The sequence below is a fragment of the Pseudomonas fulva NBRC 16637 = DSM 17717 genome, assembly GCF_000730565.1.
Classification (GTDB): Bacteria; Pseudomonadota; Gammaproteobacteria; order Pseudomonadales; family Pseudomonadaceae; genus Aquipseudomonas; species Aquipseudomonas fulva.
In genome coordinates this window covers 535,569-553,080 of sequence record NZ_BBIQ01000001.1, presented here as the reverse complement: position 1 = coordinate 553,080, position 17,512 = coordinate 535,569, and the positions used below count along the sequence as shown (strand labels likewise).

Below are 17,512 nucleotides of genomic sequence, written 5' to 3'. Positions count from 1 at the left end.
CCGAAACATTTTGTAGTGTCTGATAAGCTGGCGCCAATCGAATGGCGTTTTTCCAGCCAGCTGCCATGGATGCCCATGGACTGCACAGAACAGGATTTCGCGATGGTAGCCTCTGCCCTACCCCCAAAGATCAAGAACATCGACAAATTGCTGGTGCACTGTCAACGCCGGCGCTACAGCGCCAAGAGCAACATCATCAGTGCAGGTGAACGCGCGCAGACGTTGTCGTTCATCATCAAGGGGTCGGTCACCATCCTCATCGAAGACGAAAACGGCCATGAGATGATCATCGCCTACCTCAACAGCGGTGACTTCTTCGGTGAGCTGGGGCTGTTCGAACCGGTTGAGTCGCAGCAGCATCGCAGCGCGTGGGTTCGGGCCAAGACCGAATGCGAAGTAGCCGAAATCAGCTACGACAAGTTCCGCGAACTGGTACGACATGAGCCAGACATGCTCTATGCCGTCAGCAGCCAGATGGCCCAGCGCCTGCGCGACACTACCCGCAAAGTCGGTGACCTGGCTTTCTTCGATGTAACCGGCCGAGTTGCCCGGTGCTTGCTCGACTTGTGCAAGCAGCCCGACGCCATGACCCATCCAGACGGCATGCAGATCAAGATCACCCGCCAGGAAATCGGGCGAATCGTCGGTTGTTCACGGGAGATGGTCGGCCGCGTCCTGAAGGACCTGGAAGAACGCAGCCTGGTCCAGGTCAATGGCAAGACCATGGTGGTACACGGCACCCGCTAGCTGATGGGCACCTCAGCCAGCACCTGCGCGTACGCTTGCGACAGCTGTGCAAACCACGGCGCCGCCGGTACTACCTCATGCAGGGCGATGTGGGCATCGGGGCGGCATCGCTGTTCGAGGTTGCAGCACGTATTGAAGTGGTTGACGGCGGCTACCATCGCCTCGCGATCGTTGTCCAACAGCAATGCCCCATGTACCAGCACCACCGGGCCTTTGCCTGCGGCGCTCTGGCGCCAGCGCTGGGCGGTCCCCACCAACTTGCGGCCATTGAGGTTGACGTTGTAGCGGCCATCGCAGAAGGCGCCCTCGATCTCGCCAACCGAGGCGACACCCCCCCACGCCTGCAGCACCTCGCACAGCGGCAGGCACAAGCGCTGGTAGGCTTTTTCGATACGCCCCTGATCGCCCTCACTGCGCGGGGCCGCATAGACCAGGGCAATATTTACCGTCGAATGGGACTGCGGTACAGGCTCGCCGCCGGTCTCGCGCAGCAGCACTGGCCATCCAGTGCCAGCCAGTTGCGAACTCGCCGCTTCAAAGTGCTCCAGCCGGCTCATCCTGCGAGGCATCACCAGCGCCTGATCAATGGGGCGCCAGAACAACACACCGTTATCGCGCTCGCCCCGGCAAACGGCGGCCAGCAGGTCCTGTTCAGTAGACAGCCCTTGCTCGACGGTAAGGGCCAGAGGCTGGTCAGTCATTGCTTCACCTTCAATTGAGTTACGCAGGCTGCGGCCATCATCGTAAGCGTCACAGCCTCTGCACGACTGGCATTGGGGCGCCCATGAGCCAAATGGCAGCCATGAAAAAGCCGGCAACATGGCCGGCTTGGTTCATTCAGTCCAGTTGCTGGATGGTCTTTTTCACTTGATCAGGGAAGAACAAGCGCTGGAGCTCAATCCCCGGGTTCTCAGCCCGCATGAACGCTTCACCCACCAGGAATGAATAGACGCGGTTGATTTTCATCAGCTGCACATCGGCCTGATTGAGGATGCCGCTTTCGGTAATGGCGAGCCGATCCGCGGGGATACGTGGCAGCAGGTCCAGCGTGGCCTCCAGGCTCACTTCGAAAGTGTGAAGGTTACGGTTGTTGACCCCCACCAACGGCGTGTCCAGCGTCTTGAGCGCGCGCTCCAGTTCATCACCATCATGCACTTCCACCAGCACATCGAGCCCGACCGACTTGGCCGTGGCCGCCAGCTCGGCCATTTTCACATCGTCGAGCGCCGACACGATCAGCAGCACGCAATCTGCACCCAAGGCACGGGCCTCGACGATCTGATAAGGGTCGACCATGAAGTCCTTGCGGATAACCGGCAGTGATACGGCTGCTCGCGCCTGCTGGAGGTAGTCGTCCGCCCCCTGAAAATAATCGACGTCCGTTAACACCGACAGGCAGGTTGCGCCGCCCTTCTCGTAGCTGACGGCAATGTCTGCAGGGACGAAATGCTCCCGGATCACACCTTTGCTAGGAGAGGCCTTCTTGATTTCAGCGATCACCGCTGGCTGCTTGCGCTCAGCCTGACGCAGCATGGCGTTGGCAAAACCACGGGGCGCGTCGGCCGCCTTGGCCAACTGCTCAAGTTCGCCAAGGCTTACGCGGGCACTGCGTTCAGCCACTTCTTCGAACTTGCGGGCGATGATCTTTTCCAGCACCGTTGGCACGCTCATGCTTCGTTCTCCACCTTGAATACGGCTGTAAACGCACCCAGCTCTTGCAGTTTTTCCCAGGCCAACCCGGTGTGCAGCACGTCGTGGGCAAGTTCAACGCCGGCCTTCAGGCTCATGGCGTGATCTGCGGCGTAAAGGGCTGTACCGGCATTGAGCACGATCATCTCGGCGGCCTTCTGGCCGTTCTCGGTCTTGCGTCGACCCAGCGCATCACGAATCAGCGCCAGAGACGCCTGCGAGTCCTCGACCGCCAGGCCATGAAGGCTCTGGCTCTTCATGCCCAAGTTTTCCGGTTCAACCCAGTACTCGGAAATCTCGCCATTTTTCAATTCAGCCACGAAGGTGGGCGCAGCCAGGCTGAACTCGTCCAGCCCATCCTTGGAATGCACCACCAGCACATGCTTGCTGCCCATGCGGTGCAGCACCTCGGCCAGAGGACGGCAGAGCGCCTGGGTGAAGACGCCAACCACCTGATGCTTCACACCTGCCGGATTCGTAAGCGGGCCAAGCATGTTGAACAAGGTCCTGAGCCCCAGATCGCGACGTGGTCCAGCGGCATGTTTCATGGCGCTGTGGTGACTCTGGGCGAACATGAAGCCGATACCCAGGCTGTCGATGCAGCGGGCCACTTGAACGGGTGTCAGGTTCAGGTAGATGCCAGCAGCTTCCAGCAGGTCTGCGCTGCCACTTTTGCCGGACACCGCCCGGTTGCCATGCTTGGCGACGGTGCAGCCGGCAGCGGCCAGGACGAAAGCCGATGCCGTAGACACGTTGAAGATATTGGCGCCATCGCCGCCGGTACCCACAATGTCGACCACCCCATCCAGGGTTTTGAGTTCGACCTTGTCAGCCAACTCCCGCATGACCGACACCGCGCCAACGATTTCGTCGATGCTTTCACTTTTCATGCGCATGCCCATTAGAAATGCGCCAATCTGCGCATCACTGCATTGGCCGGTCATGATCTGGCGCATCACACCGCGCATTTCCTCGGTGGAAAGGTCCAGATGGCCGACGATGCGACCCAGCGCGCTCTTGATATCCATATTCGTTCCTTAGCGGTGGCCGCCGGTCTGCTGGAGGAAATTGGCGAACAGTTCATGGCCCTGCTCGGTGAGTATCGACTCGGGGTGAAATTGCACGCCCTCGATATTCAACGTCTTGTGCCGTACCCCCATGATCTCGTCGACCGAGCCATCTTCGTGTGCGGTCCAGGCCGTCACTTCCAGGCACTCAGGCAGCGTCTCACGCTTGATCACAAGCGAATGGTAGCGGGTCACGGTCACGGGGTTGTTCAGACCGCTGAATACGCCAAGGTCGCGATGGTGGACCGGGCTCGTCTTACCGTGCATCACCTGGCGTGCCCGCACGACATCGCCACCGAACGCCTGGCCAATGGACTGATGCCCCAGGCACACGCCCAGAATCGGCAATTTACCGGCGAAATGAAGAATGGCTTCGATGGACACACCGGCTTCGCTCGGCGTACAGGGCCCAGGCGAGACGACGATGCGCTCCGGCGCCAGGGCTTCGATCTGGGCGATGGTCATTTCGTCATTGCGAATGACCCGCACATCAGCCCCTAACTCGCCCAGGTACTGGACGACGTTGTAAGTGAATGAGTCGTAATTGTCGATCATCAGTAACATCGAATGAAACCTCTTGAACCTACTGACTTCATGATTCGAACCTTCCTGCACCTGTCGCAGGCGCAACTTAGCCGCTAATGACGTTGAGACAGGAAGGCAAACAAGGGCGGGCCGGACGAACCGGCAGAGGATAAAGTCAGGCGCGCCAACGCCAACGGGCGTGGGCCTTGATAACGCGCATCAAGAGTTTGCTGACGATCAACACAGGGTAGGTCTCGCTCATACGTCTCGGCACAGTAGCCTACCGGGGCGACGGGCGCAATATGCCCGTAAACACTGGGAAACGAATGGCATCAGGTGCGATGCACGCCGTTTTGCTAAGGTCGATGAGGTTGTCCTGATAAAAACAAAGAAAAGGATGTTTATCGATGCTCAACGTACCGTTATTGCGCGTCACCGCCGCCTCCCTGGCATTGGCCTGCGGCCAGGCATTCGCATCCCCTGACCCATACGCTTCATTGATCGTGTTCGGTGACAGCCTGAGCGACGCCGGCCAGTTCGCAGGCCTTCGCTTCACCAACCGCAACGCCGATGGCAGCTATGCACCGGTGTCGCCGATGATCCTGGGCGCTCGCCTGGGCCTGGACGCCAATGCGCTTGGGCCTTCCACATCGCCAGTCAATGCGGCGCTGGGCCTGCCCGATGGTAACAACTGGGCGGTTGGGGGCTATACCACTCGGCAGATCCTGGACTCCATCACCACCACCTCCAGCACGGTCATCCCACCCGGGCGCCCGGGCGCAGGCCTGGTGCTTCGGGAAAAGCCTGGCTATCTGACCACCGGCCTTCGCGCCGATCCCAATGCACTGTATTACGTGACAGGCGGCGGCAACGACTTCCTGCAGGGCCTGGTCAACAGCCCAGCCGACGCCGTGGCTGCCGGCGCACGTCTGGCCGCCAGTGCTCAGGCCCTGCAACAGGGTGGTGCCCGCTACATCATGGTCTGGCTGTTGCCCGATCTTGGCCAGACGCCCAACTTCAGCGGTACGCCACAGCAAAATCCTCTGTCATTGCTGTCCGGTGCCTTCAACCAGGCACTGGTCAGCCAGCTCAGGCAAATCGACGCTCAGGTCATCCCCTTGAATGTCCCACTGTTGCTGAGCGAGGCCCTCACCAATCCCGCTCAGTTCGGGCTGGGCAGCGACCAGAACCTGATCGGTACGTGCTACAGCGGCGAAAGCTGCGTCGGCAACCCGGTGTACGGCGTCAATGGCAGCACGCCAGACCCTATGAAGTTATTGTTCAACGACGCCGTGCACCCGACCATTGCTGGCCAGCAACTGATCGCCGATTACGCCTACTCCGTTCTGGCCGCCCCTTGGGAGCTTACCCTGCTGCCCGAAATGGCCCACGCCAGCGTCAGAGCTCATCAGGATGAGCTGCGCAACCAATGGCAAGCCCCGTGGCAAGCTGTTGGTCAATGGCAGCCTTTCATCGCCGCTGGTGCCCAAGACCTGGACTTCGGCGGGCAACGCAGCGCCGCCAGTGGTGACGGCCACGGTTACAACTTGACCGTCGGCGGTAGCTACCGGGTTGACGATGCCTGGCGGCTGGGGCTGGCTGGCGGCGTGTACCGGCAGAAGCTGGAAGTGGGCAGCCATGATTCGGACTACACACTCGACAGCTACCTGGCCAGTGCCTTCGCGCAGTACCGTCAGAACCGCTGGTGGGCAGATGCGGCATTGACCGTCGGGCACCTGGATTATGACGATCTGAAACGCACCTTCGCGCTGGGGGTGAGCGAGCGTAGTGAAAAAGGCGATACCCAGGGCGAGACATGGGCCGTGTCTGGCCGACTGGGCTATAACCTGGCGCCGGACAGTGCCCGCTGGCAGCTGGCGCCATTCCTGAGCGCCGACTATGCCAGGGTCAAGGTCGATGGCTATGACGAAAGAAGTGATCGTGCGACCGCGCTGGGGTTCGATGACCAGGAGCGCACGTCACGGCGGCTGGGCCTGGGCCTGCTGGGTAGCGTGCAGGTATTGCCTGCTACCCGTGTATTTGGCGAGGTGGCCCGTGAGCACGAGTTCGAGCATGACCAGCAGGACGTACGCCTGAACTTCACCGCTCTGCCGGACAATGATTTCACGCTCGACGGGTATACCCCCCATAGCAACCTGACCCGAGCCAGCGTTGGGGTCAGTCATGAAGTGGTGGCAGGCGTGAATGTGCGTGCCGGGTACAACTGGCGCAAGAGCGATGAGCTCAAGCAACAAGGCGTGAGCCTCGGCATTAGCGTGGACTTCTAGCAGAGGACCAGCCCTGATCAACACTTGACGCTTATCGAAATCCTGAGGCTGCTGTGGCGCCTGTCGAGGCCACTCATGGACCGTTCTGTAGAAGCGGTCTTGTCGGGGCGACTGACCGGCCGCGACGGGCTGCGCAGCAGACCCAGCATGTCAGCTTCGCAGCACAACTTGTCGGGGCCGGTCCGGCGCCCCGACAAGGCCGCGCCTACAAGGGCATGGGCTGCGATATCTCAAGCGACTGCCACCTACCGCGAAGTGGTCTGTTCGGCCAATGCCACCGCGCGGAACATGGCCCGACGCTTGTTGATGGTTTCTTCCCACTCCAGCGCTGGCACCGAGTCGGCGACAATGCCACCGCCGGCCTGTACGTGCAGCTCTCCATCCTTGATCACAGCGGTACGGATGGCGATTGCCGTGTCCATGTTGCCGTTCCAGGCGAAATACCCCACTGCACCGCCATAAACCCCGCGTTTGACCGGCTCCAGCTCATCGATGATCTCCATCGCACGGATCTTGGGCGCGCCGGACAGCGTACCGGCAGGCAAAATGGCACGCAGTGCGTCCATCGCCGTCAACCCTTCGCGCAACTGGCCGGTGACGTTGGAAACGATGTGCATGACGTTGGAATAACGCTCGATCACCATCTTCTCGGTCAGGCGCACGCTGCCTGTCGACGATACGCGGCCGACATCGTTGCGCCCCAGGTCGATGAGCATCAGGTGCTCTGCAATTTCCTTGTCATCCGACAGCAAGTCGTCTTCCAGCGCGCGGTCGGCCTCCTCCGTTGCTCCGCGTGGGCGAGTACCGGCAATGGGGCGCACCGTGACCAGGTTGTCCTCGACCCGCACCAGCACTTCAGGGGAGCTGCCGACGACATGAAAGTCCCCAAAGTTGAAGAAATACATGTACGGCGTCGGGTTGAAGCAACGCAAGGCGCGATAAAGGTCGATGGGTGCTGCCTTGAAGTCGATGGACATGCGCTGCGACGGCACCACCTGCATGCAATCCCCGGCCAGGATGTATTCCTTGATACGGCCGACGGCATGCTCATAGTCATCGCGCGTATAGCTTGACCGGAATGCAGGCTCGGCGGCCTGAGGCCCGCTCAGGTCCAGCCCGCGGCGTGGCGTAATGGGCTGGCGAAGCGTTTCGAGCAGGCTTTGCAGGCGCGCCTGGCCCTGCTCGTAAGCGTGTTCCTGAGCAGGGTCCACCAGCACGATGGCGTGCATCTTGCCAGCCAGGTTGTCGAACACCACCACGGCGTCCGAGACCATCAGGAGGATGTCCGGCACCCCTAGCGGGTCCGGATTGGGGCTCGCGCCCAGACGCTTCTCCACGTAGCGCACGCAGTCATAACCGAAATAGCCGACCAGTCCACCGTTGAAGCGCGGCAGCCCGGGAACGTCGGCCACGTTGTAGCGCTGCTTGAAGGTTTCGACGAACGCCAGGGGGTCCTCGACGTCATGGCTTTCGACCTCGACACCATCCTGCAGGATGGTCACGTGGTAGCCATGGACGCGCAGCACGGTCCGCGACGGCAAACCAATCATCGAATACCGCCCCCATTTCTCGCCGCCCTGCACCGACTCGAGCAGGTAGGAGTTGGGCTGGTCAGCCAGTTTCAGGTAAATCGACAGGGGCGTATCGAAGTCGGCCAGGGTCTCGCAGGCCAGGGGGATGCGGTTATAGCCGGCAGCGGCCAGGCGCAGGAATTCTTCGCGGATCATGAGTAGCCTCGTGGCAAACAGCGTTGGTTCGGGCAAACGGATGGGCCGGCATGCGCCGGCAGGCAGGCGTCAGGCGCGCCAACGCCATCGGGCCAGGGCCTTGATGACTTTCATCCAGAATTTGCCGGTAACCGCCACGTTGGACCCTTTTTGGTCTGAGGCTTGAAGGTCCGCCAACGTTATCCCAGTGGCAGGGTCTACGCAACCGGGCAACAAAGCCCGCAGGTCATCGATCACGAGGCTGGGCGACTCTTCTTCGATAGGCCGCCCATGATTGTAGCCATAGGTCAGCCCAACGCATTGCACGCCAGCTGCCTTGGCTGCCAGCACATCGCTACGCGAATCGCCGACGAACAACGCTTGCTGCGGCGTCACGCCGGCCATCTGCATCACGAACAGCAACGCTGCTGGGTCCGGTTTCTTCTGCGCCAGGGTGTCTCCGCCGATGATCCAGCGGAAATAGCTGCCCAGCTTCATCTGGTCCAGCAAAGGCCCCACGAAGCGCTCCGGCTTATTGGTGATCAAGGCCATTTCCACGCCCCGCTTGCGCAGCCAGCGCAAGGTGTCCTGCACACCTGGGTACACGACCGTCAGGTCGTGGCTTTCGGCGTAGGCGTCCATGAACAGCGCCAAGGCCTGCTCGGCCAGGGCATCGTCCACTCCAGCGTGGTCGATGTCACCCGCCAGCGCACGACGTACCAGCACCTGCGCGCCATTGCCTACCCACTGGCGCACGGCATCGAGGCCCGCGGCGGGTCGGCCGAGTTCGAGCAGCATGCGGTCCACCGCTGCGGCCAGGTCCGGGACGGAGTCGACCAAGGTGCCATCCAGGTCGAACATCACCAGCCTGGGCAGCGCTCCTGGGAACAGCTGCTCGAAGCCGCTCATGGGCGGGCCTGTGCCAGTTCGCTGCGCATCTGGGCAATGACCTGCTGGTAGTCAGGGGCGTTGAAGATCGCCGACCCGGCCACGAACGTATCGGCACCGGCGGCGGCGATCTCGCGGATGTTGTTCACGTTGACGCCACCGTCGATTTCCAGACGAATGTCGCGGCCGCTGGCGTCGATCAGCGCGCGCGCTTCACGTAGCTTGTCGAGCGTGCCCGGAATGAACTTCTGACCACCGAAGCCTGGGTTGACGCTCATCAGCAGCACCATGTCGACCTTGTCCATCACGTATTTCAGGACGTCCAGACTGGTGGCCGGGTTGAACACCAGGCCGGCCTTGCAGCCGCCGTCCTTGATCAGTTGCAACGAACGGTCGATGTGCTGGGTCGCTTCGGGATGGAAGGTGATGTAGGTGGCGCCGGCCTCGATGAAGTCGCCGATGATACGGTCAACAGGGCTGACCATCAGGTGCACGTCGATCGGTGCGGTCACGCCGTACTTGCGCAGTGCGGAGCAGACCATGGGACCAATGGTCAGATTGGGTACGTAGTGGTTGTCCATCACGTCGAAGTGGACGATATCGGCGCCTGCGGCCAGGACATTATCGACTTCCTCGCCCAGACGGGCGAAGTCGGCGGAAAGAATGGAGGGAGCAATAGCGTAGGGCTGCATGGCGCACCTGTTGGGCAGAATCACGGTGGCGCGCATTGTAACTCAGGCAACGGGGTGAAGGCTGATTGGTATCAACGCGTGGCGAGCAGCGGTTGCAACAGGCGCTGGCTTGTCTGCCGCCACAAGGGCTGACAAGCCAGCGCAGACAGCGCTGTCAGGCCGGTTGCTGGGTCCGCAGCTTCTCGCTGCGCCCCCGCAGCCATTCCAAGGTCAGCAGCAGCACCACCGAAAAACCGATCAGCAGGGTTGCCGCAGCCGCGATGGTCGGGCTCAGGTTCTCGCGAATGCCACTGAACATCTGCCGTGGCAGGGTCGCCTGCTCTGGCCCGGCCAGGAACAAGGTCACCACCACCTCGTCGAAGGATGTGGCGAACGCAAACAAGGCCCCGGAAATCACCCCTGGTGCGATCAGCGGCAAGGTCACCCTGCGAAACGCCAGCAGCGGCGAAGCACCCAGGCTGGCAGCCGCGCGCACCAGGTTGTAGTTGAAGCCCTGCAGCGTCGCCGACACGGTGATGATGACAAACGGGACACCCAACACCGCGTGCACCAGAATCAACGAGGTGAAACTGTTGCCAAGGCCCAGAGGCGCGAAGAACAGGTAGCTGGCCACGCCAATGATCACCACCGGCACCACCATCGGTGATATCACCAGGGCCATTACCAGGGACTTGCCGGGGAAGTCACCGCGGGTCAGCCCGATGGCCGCCAGCGTTCCGAAGACCATGGCCAGCACGGTCGCCGCCGGAGCTACGATGATGCTGTTCTTCAAGGCCCGCATCCACTCGGCCGAGCCGAAGAAGTCCTGGTACCACTGCAGCGAGAAGCCTTGCAGGGGGTAGACCAGGAAGCTGCCGCTGTTGAACGACAGGGGCACGATCACCAGCACCGGCAAGATCAGAAACAGCAATATCAGGCCGCAGAGAATGCGCAGGCTGTAGAACCAGACCCGCTCGATGGGCGACATGTAAGGGCTCAGCATGACAAGGCTCCTCAGCTCAGACGCAGGCGGCTGGCGCCGACCAGCCAGCTATAGATCAGGTACAGCAGCACGGTGGCCAGCAGCAGTAGACCGCCCAGCGCGGTGGCCATGCCCCAGTTGATGCTGGTATTGGTGTAGAACGCCACGAAATAACTGACCATCTGGTCGTTCGGGCTGCCAAGCAGCGCCGGGGTGATGTAGTAGCCGATGGCCAGAATGAACACCAGCAAGCACCCTGCCCCTACCCCGGCATAGGTCTGCGGGAAGTACACCCGCCAGAAGCTCGCGAAGGGATGGCAGCCCAGCGAGATGGCCGCGCGCATGTAGCTCGGGGAGATGCCTTTCATCACGCTGTACAACGGCAGGATCATGAACGGCAGCAGGATGTGCACCATCGAGATGTACACGCCGGTACGGTTGAAGACCAGCTCCAGCGGCTGATCGATGATGCCCATGGCCATCAGCGCGCTGTTGATCAGCCCGCCTGACTGCAGCAGCACGATCCAGGCTGCCACCCGTACCAGAATCGAGGTCCAGAACGGCAGCAAAACCAGGATCATCAACAGGTTGCTCTGGCGTGTCGGCAGGTTGGCCAGCAGGTAAGCCAGCGGATAGGCCAGCACCAGGCAGATGGCGGTGATCACCACGCCCATCCACAGGGTGCGGGTGAAAATGTCCAGGTAGATAGCCTGGTCCGGCGTGGCCTTGGCCAACTCGCCCAGGTCGTCGATGCGGTGGTCCAGCGACGCCAGCAGGTAGAAGGGTGTCAGGGTACTGGTATTGCGGCGAATCGCCTGCCAATAGGCGGGGTCGCCCCAGCGCTCGTCCAGCGCCTGCAAGCCGTCCTTGTAGGAGGCAGGCTCGGTCTTGAAGGGCAGCGCCCGCGCGGTCTTGGCCAACAGGCTGCGGTAGCCGGCCAGCTCCATGTTCAAGCGCTTGGACAGGTCACCCAGGGTCTGGTTCTTGCGCGATTCGGCCAAGTCCTGGCTCAACGCCCTGTAGACGTCCTCGCCAGGCAAGCCCTTGCCATCCCACTGAGTGATGATATCGACCGTGCGCGGCAAGCCGGCGACCACTTCCGGGTTACCGACGCTCTTGTACAACAAGGCTGCGATCGGCACCAGAAACACCAGCAGCAAAAACAGCGCCAGGGGCGCGATCAGCGCCTGGGCCTTCCAGCGGTTGACCCGCTCGGCGTGTTTAAGGCGCTGTTTGAGATTGGGACCGGCGCCTTCGTTGAGGGGCACTGCAATGGCCATGGCGAACTCCACGATACACACTGAAAGAGGGGCCGCAGCGCAGCCCCTTGCACTGGACGTTTACTTCTTCGCCGCCCAGGCGTTGAAACGTTGCTCCAGTTGCTCGCTGTTGTCCGCCCAGAACGCCACGTCGATCTGCACCTGGTTGGCGATGTTCTCAGGCGTGGTCGGCATGTCTTTCTTGACCTCTTCGGACAGCAGGTCGACCGCCTTGCTGTTGGCCGGGCCATAGGCGATGTTTTCGGAATAGATCTTCTGCTGTTCAGGCTGCACGCTGAAGGCGATGAATTTTTTCGCCTCGTCGCTGTTCTTGGCGCCCTTGGGAATGGCCCAGGCATCGAAGTCATAGATGCCGCCGTTCCACACCACCTTCAGGTTGCTCTCCTTCTGCACCGCAGCGATGCGCCCGTTGTAGGCCGAACTCATGACCACGTCGCCCGAGGCAAGGTACTGCGGCGGCTGGGCGCCGGCTTCCCACCACTGGATGCTCGGCTTGAGCTGGTCGAGCTTCTTGAAGGCGCGGTCCACGCCCTCTTTGGTGCCCAGCACCTTGTACACGTCCTTGGGCGCCACACCATCGGCCATCAAAGCGAATTCCAGGGTGTACTTGGCACCTTTGCGCAGGCCGCGTTTGCCTGGGAATTTCTCGGTGTCCCAGAAATCAGCCCAGCTGCTCGGGGCGGTCTTGAGCTTGTCGGCGTTGTAGGCCAGCACCGTCGACCAGACGAAGAAGCCAACACCACAAGGCTGGATCGCGCCTGGCACGTAGTCGGCCTCATTGCCAAACAGCGCAGGGTCGAGCTCTTCGAACATGCCCTCGTCGCAGCCTCGGGCCAGTTCGGGTGATTCCACCTCGACCAGGTTCCAGGAGACGCTCTTGGTGTCGACCATGGCCTTGACCTTGGCCATTTCACCGTTGTACTCACCGGCGACGATCTTGCCCTTGCCGCCCTTTTCCCACGGCTCGTAGAACGCCTTGACCTGGGCGGCCTTGTTGGCGCCGCCGAACGAGACCACGGTCAGGTCCGCAGCCATGCTCTGGCCAGCGGCGAACAGCCCCAGGGCCAGGGCGGTCAGTTTCAACTGCTTGCGCATTATTATTCTCTCCACAGTTCAGGGTTGGTGCTGCAAACCATCAATGGGCTTCGGTGATCGGATCCAGTGCACGGGCGTGCTCCACTTCCCAACCCAGTGGCACCACATCGCCTACGGCCAAGGCCGGGTCGAGTTCGGCGATGGGCTGCTTCACGAAGAAGTCGGCCTTGCCACACACCTCCAGGCGGACGCGCACGTGGTCGCCCAGGTAGATGAATTCGGCCACACGGCCGGAAAAGCGGTTGGCGCAGTGCTCACTGTGGCCGTTGAGCCGTACCCGCTCCGGGCGGATCGACAGGGTCACCGCTTCGCCTGGCTGGCCCACGTTGACCGCCAAGGCTTCGACCCGCTCGCCACGCGCCAGCTGCACCTGGCAGCGGTTACCGTCATGGCTCAGCAAGGTGCCGTTGAGGCGGTTGTTCTCACCGATGAAGTTGGCGACGAACGTGTTGCTGGGCGCCTCATACAAGGTGCGAGGATCGGCAATCTGCTGAATTTCCCCTTGGTGGAACACCGCCACCCGATCGGACATGGTCAGCGCTTCGCCCTGATCGTGGGTCACGTACACCACGGTCACGCCCAGGCGCTGGTGGATGTGCTTGATCTCCATCTGCATGTGTTCGCGCAGTTGCTTGTCCAGCGCGCCCAGTGGCTCGTCCATCAACACCAGCTGCGGCTCGAACACCAGCGCCCGCGCCAGGGCCACGCGCTGTTGCTGCCCACCGGACAATTGGCCCGGATAGCGCTTGGCGAAGCTGTCGAGCTGAACCATGTTCAATACCCGTTTGACCCGCTCGGTGATATCGGTCTTGCTCAGGTTGCGCACGGTCAGCGGAAAGGCGAGGTTCTCGGCCACGGTCATGTGCGGGAACAAGGCGTAGTTCTGGAACACCATGCCGATATCGCGCTTGTGCGGGGGCACATTGTTGATGGAGCGACCGGCCAGCTGAATTTCCCCGGCTGTGGGGGTTTCGAAGCCGGCCAGCATCATCAGGCTGGTGGTCTTGCCGGACCCGGAAGGCCCTAGCAGGGTGAGGAACTCGCCCTTGCGGATGTCGAGGTTGAGGTTCTTGACGATCAGCGACTCGCCGTCGTAGCTCTTCTGCACACCACGGAAGCTGACCAGCGTTTCGCCGGTGGCAGCGTTCGACTTCGCCTCACTCATGCCTGCACCTTATTGTTGGATGACTGCTTGAGGCAAAGCGTAGAAGAGCCGCATCCCCCCGGAAATCGGGCGCCCAGAGAGAATGCCATCGTCCGGATGGAAGATTTGTTGTAGGGAACGCCCTACAAGCATGGCGCTTTCAGAACACAAGCCCACACAGTTTGAGGCGTTCGACCGTCAGTCCTTGAGCGCACGACCGCGCCCATGCAAGCGCCGGCGCTGCGTGCGTGCCGGCAGCCTTGGTCTACGCACCGGCTCACGACAGCGATGGCACGGCCCTGAATGTCGCAATCAGATCAGCTTGTGCTCCATCGCATACTTGACCAGCTCGGCCAGCGAATTCACTTTCAGCTTCTGCATCAAGCGCGCCTTGTGGGTGCTGATGGTCTTGCTCGATAACGCCAGTTGCTGGGCGATGTCATTGACGTTGGCGCCCTGGGCCAGGCGTTCGAACACCGAAAATTCTCGTTCCGACAGCAAGGTGTGCAACGGCCTGGATTCGGTCAGGCCCACTTCGAAGACCATGCGGTCGGCCAGCGCCGGATCGATGTAACGCCCGCCCCCAGCTACCCGACGTATCGCCGCCAGCAACAAGGCCGGGTCGCTGTCCTTGGTCGCGTACCCAGCCGCGCCGGCCTTCAGGGCGCGGGCCGCCATCTGCGCCTCATCGTGCATCGACAGCATCAGGATCGCAGGCGCATCGTGCAGGGCACGGATGCGCGGGATCGCTTCCAGGCCACTCACGCCCGGCATAGAAATATCCAGCAGCACCACGTCACACCGGATGTGCCGCAGGCTATCGAGCAACTGCTCGCCGTTTGCGGCTTCCCCTACCACCTGCATGTCCTTCGCCAGCCCGATCAACTGCTTGATCCCCTCCCGGACAATGGTGTGGTCCTCGGCCACCAGCACTCGAATCACGTTCGCTCCTCCTGCTCTAGGGCAATGGCTACGCTCAAGCGCGTGCCGTCGCCGGGCTCACTGTGCAGCACCATGCTGCCGCCCATCATCAATACCCGCTCGCGCATCCCGACCAGGCCAAAGGAGCTGGGGCGCGGCTGGTCGGGGCAGAAACCCTGCCCGTCATCACTGACCGTCATGCGCAAATGCCCGGCCTCGCGCACCAGCTCGATTTCCACGCTGTGCGCCTGGGCGTGGCGCATCACATTGGTGAGCGCTTCCTGAAGGATACGGAAAAGGCCCGTTGCCCGGGCGTCGCTCAATGCCGGCAGCTGGTCAGGAACCTGCACCAGGCAAGGAATCTGGGTGCGCGCCTCGAAGCGTCGGGCTTGCCACTCGATGGCCGAGGCAATCCCCGCATCCAGAATGGGCGGGCGCAGCGCGGTGGCGACATCGCGTACCAGCTGAAACAGCTGGCTGATCAGACGCTTCATGGTCGTCAGCCGCTCATTGAGGCCGGGGTCCAGTTCGGCAAAGGCCAGTTCGCACATGGACACTTCGAGTTTGAGCACGGTCAGCATCTGGCCCAACTCATCGTGCACCTCGCGGGCGATTCGGGCTTTTTCCTCCTCGCGCACGCTTTCCAGGTGCGCCGAAAGTTCGCGCAGTTGCTCCTGGGAACGGGCCAGGGCCTGCTCGGCGCGCTTGCCCTGGGTGATGTCCCAGACCACCCCATCCCAGACCAGTTGGCCATTACCCAGGCGCCGGGTGCTGGCCTTGATGTCGGCCCAGCGTTGCTCGCCCTGACGCGTCAGGATGCGCCTCTGCCAGGCCCAGTCCTGCTCATTGGCCAGCGCCAGGTCCTGCACCCGGTGATAATCGGCGCGGTCGTCGGGGTGCACCAGGTTGCGCAGCCCCATCTGTGGGTGCTGGATCTCGCCAGGCGTATAACCCACCAATGCCTCACTCCCCTCGCTGACATAGGGAAATTCAAGCCCCTTTTCAGCCGGGTCCCGCTCCAGGCGAAACACCAACCCTGGCACGTTGCCAGCGATCCCCTTGAGGCGTGCCTCGCTTTCGCGCAAGGCAGCCGTGGCGCGATGGCGCTCGGTGACATCAGCCATGTACACCACCAGGTATTCGGCATCGCGAAATCGCAGGAAACTCAATGACAGCTCCACCGGCAGCAGGCAACCGTCAGCACGCAGGCATCGGGTTTCGAACTGCCCGGCACCGCTGTCGCCTGAACGCGCGCCTTTCCACAGGTCCAGCCAGCGTTCCATGCTCAGCGAGGGTTCGAAGTCTCCCAAAGGCCTTTCCAGCAAGGCGCCTTCGCCATAGCCCAGCATGCGCTCAGCGGCCGGGTTGGCATAGCGCACATGGCTGTCCCAATTGACCCACAGAATACCCACGGTGCTCTGATCGATGGCGAACTGACTCAGGCGCGAGGCTTCATCGCGCGCATGCCGCTCTACCAGTCGCTCACGGGTGGCCAACAGGCTGCGCTCCAGCTGACTCTGCTGGCGGCGCTGCCATACCAAGGTGATCAATGCGCAGATCAGCAACAGCCCCAGCAACAAGGCCAGGTTTTGCCAGAACCCTGGCGACTCGCTGATCCTGGAGTACCTGGGCTGCAACCAGCGCTGATGCAGCTGTTCCAGTTCCTTGGCCGGCAATGCCTGCAAGCCACGCTCCAACACCTCGGCCAACCGTGGCCAGTCTGGCCGAGAACCCATGCGCAGCAGTTGCGGCAGGCCGATATCCCCCACGACCGCCAGTTCGCTGAACTCGCTTTCACGGGACAGGCGACTCAGTTGGGCCTCGTCCAGGACGGCATAGCTGGCCTGCCCTCCGACCACCAGTTGCAAGGCTTCACGGTCGTTCGGCACTCCCTGCAGGTTCAGGTTGCCGTAGTTGGCACGCAGGTAGTTGGCCAGTGCCCCTGGCATGCGCACGGCCACGCGCTGGGCTGCGTCCAGTTTCTCCAGCTCAACGCCCAGCGCCGCGTTGCGTGGCCCAACGATCAGCTGCGGCACGCGCATGTAGGGGTCGCTGAACAACCACAGGCGCAACGTGGCCGGTGTCTGAGTCAAGCCTGGTGCGAAGTCGATCTCCCCTGCCTGCAAGGCCCGTTCGAGACTGGCCTGGTCTGGATAATGGCGCCACGTGAGGTCCAGATGCAGCACCTTGGCCAAGCTGCTCACCAGCTCCACGTTAGCGCCGTACAGTTGCTGCAGGCGGCGGTCGAACTGGGCATAGGGGGCTTGCAGTACCAACCCAACGCGCAGGCTGCGGTGGGTGTCGAGCCACTGTTGCTGCGTCGGCTCCAGCGCGACCTCTGGCACCGCCTCAGGCCTTGCCACGGCCATCAGCGGCAGCCACAGGCAGCCGATCATCAACAGGCGATGCAATCGCTTCATCTACACGTTCGTCCACATAGGGGCGGCCATCGACCGTGGCCGTAACGGGCAAATACCATTACGCTGCCGGTATCATTCTTGCCTTGGGT

At 62.0% G+C, this 17,512-nt stretch carries 15 protein-coding genes; 2 read left to right on the top strand and 13 right to left on the bottom strand.

Annotation, left to right across the window (positions count from 1 at the left end; translation table 11 throughout):
* Window positions 1-102 precede the first annotated feature (102 nt).
* Window positions 103-747 carry a cAMP-activated global transcriptional regulator CRP gene (gene crp, locus PFU01S_RS02485; RefSeq protein ID WP_027913648.1) on the top strand — a complete coding sequence of 215 codons (645 nt, stop codon included), beginning with the start codon at window positions 103-105 and terminating at the stop codon, window positions 745-747.
* Here crp and PFU01S_RS02480 read toward each other — a convergent pair.
* The 4 genes from PFU01S_RS02480 to PFU01S_RS02465 all read right to left on the bottom strand — a co-directional run bounded on the left by PFU01S_RS02480 (window position 744) and on the right by PFU01S_RS02465 (window position 4,067).
* Window positions 744-1,448, bottom strand: a complete 705-nt coding sequence (locus tag PFU01S_RS02480) for a lipoate--protein ligase family protein (RefSeq protein WP_027913647.1) — start codon at window positions 1,446-1,448, stop codon at window positions 744-746. The two genes, crp and PFU01S_RS02480, sit on opposite strands and share 4 nt — an antisense overlap.
* A gap of 136 nt (window positions 1,449-1,584) precedes the next feature.
* The gene (gene trpC / locus PFU01S_RS02475) at window positions 1,585-2,418 is read right to left on the bottom strand and encodes an indole-3-glycerol phosphate synthase TrpC (protein WP_027913646.1); all 834 of its coding nucleotides are present in this window, start codon (window positions 2,416-2,418) and stop codon (window positions 1,585-1,587) included.
* The gene (gene trpD / locus PFU01S_RS02470) at window positions 2,415-3,464 is read right to left on the bottom strand and encodes an anthranilate phosphoribosyltransferase (RefSeq protein WP_027913645.1); all 1,050 of its coding nucleotides are present in this window, start codon (window positions 3,462-3,464) and stop codon (window positions 2,415-2,417) included. The genes trpC and trpD overlap by 4 nt, the downstream gene beginning before the upstream one ends.
* 9 nt (window positions 3,465-3,473) lie before the next feature.
* The gene (locus tag PFU01S_RS02465) at window positions 3,474-4,067 is read right to left on the bottom strand and encodes an aminodeoxychorismate/anthranilate synthase component II (RefSeq protein WP_027913644.1); all 594 of its coding nucleotides are present in this window, start codon (window positions 4,065-4,067) and stop codon (window positions 3,474-3,476) included.
* Window positions 4,068-4,435: 368 nt separating this feature from the next.
* Here PFU01S_RS02465 and estP point away from each other — a divergent pair, with 368 nt between their 5' ends.
* A complete protein-coding gene (gene estP / locus PFU01S_RS02460; RefSeq protein ID WP_028686613.1) occupies window positions 4,436-6,316 on the top strand; it encodes an esterase EstP in 1,881 nt (626 codons plus the stop codon).
* 245 nt (window positions 6,317-6,561) lie between these two features.
* Here estP and trpE read toward each other — a convergent pair whose 3' ends face one another.
* The 9 genes from trpE to PFU01S_RS02415 all read right to left on the bottom strand — a co-directional run bounded on the left by trpE (window position 6,562) and on the right by PFU01S_RS02415 (window position 17,423).
* A complete protein-coding gene (gene trpE, locus PFU01S_RS02455; protein ID WP_027913642.1) occupies window positions 6,562-8,043 on the bottom strand; it encodes an anthranilate synthase component I in 1,482 nt (493 codons plus the stop codon).
* Window positions 8,044-8,112: 69 nt separating this feature from the next.
* On the bottom strand, window positions 8,113-8,931 hold the full coding sequence (locus PFU01S_RS02450) for a phosphoglycolate phosphatase (protein ID WP_027913641.1): 819 nt from the start codon (window positions 8,929-8,931) through the stop codon (window positions 8,113-8,115).
* Complete coding sequence (gene rpe, locus PFU01S_RS02445) at window positions 8,928-9,602, bottom strand: ribulose-phosphate 3-epimerase (RefSeq protein ID WP_027913640.1); 675 nt, start codon at window positions 9,600-9,602, stop codon at window positions 8,928-8,930. Before rpe ends, PFU01S_RS02450 begins: the two co-directional genes overlap by 4 nt.
* Window positions 9,603-9,756: 154 nt before the next feature.
* Window positions 9,757-10,584: an ABC transporter permease gene (locus tag PFU01S_RS02440; RefSeq protein ID WP_023532438.1), complete on the bottom strand. Its 828-nt coding sequence runs from the start codon at window positions 10,582-10,584 to the stop codon at window positions 9,757-9,759.
* 11 nt (window positions 10,585-10,595) lie between these two features.
* On the bottom strand, window positions 10,596-11,843 hold the full coding sequence (locus tag PFU01S_RS02435) for an ABC transporter permease (RefSeq protein WP_028686614.1): 1,248 nt from the start codon (window positions 11,841-11,843) through the stop codon (window positions 10,596-10,598).
* Window positions 11,844-11,903: 60 nt separating this feature from the next.
* A complete protein-coding gene (locus tag PFU01S_RS02430) occupies window positions 11,904-12,938 on the bottom strand; it encodes an ABC transporter substrate-binding protein (protein WP_028686615.1) in 1,035 nt (344 codons plus the stop codon).
* 40 nt (window positions 12,939-12,978) lie between these two features.
* Window positions 12,979-14,103, bottom strand: a complete 1,125-nt coding sequence (locus tag PFU01S_RS02425) for an ABC transporter ATP-binding protein (protein WP_027913638.1) — start codon at window positions 14,101-14,103, stop codon at window positions 12,979-12,981.
* Window positions 14,104-14,394: 291 nt separating this feature from the next.
* The gene (locus tag PFU01S_RS02420; RefSeq protein ID WP_027913637.1) at window positions 14,395-15,024 is read right to left on the bottom strand and encodes a response regulator; all 630 of its coding nucleotides are present in this window, start codon (window positions 15,022-15,024) and stop codon (window positions 14,395-14,397) included.
* A complete protein-coding gene (locus PFU01S_RS02415) occupies window positions 15,021-17,423 on the bottom strand; it encodes a PAS domain-containing sensor histidine kinase (RefSeq protein ID WP_028686616.1) in 2,403 nt (800 codons plus the stop codon). Before PFU01S_RS02415 ends, PFU01S_RS02420 begins: the two co-directional genes overlap by 4 nt.
* Window positions 17,424-17,512: the final 89 nt, after the last annotated feature.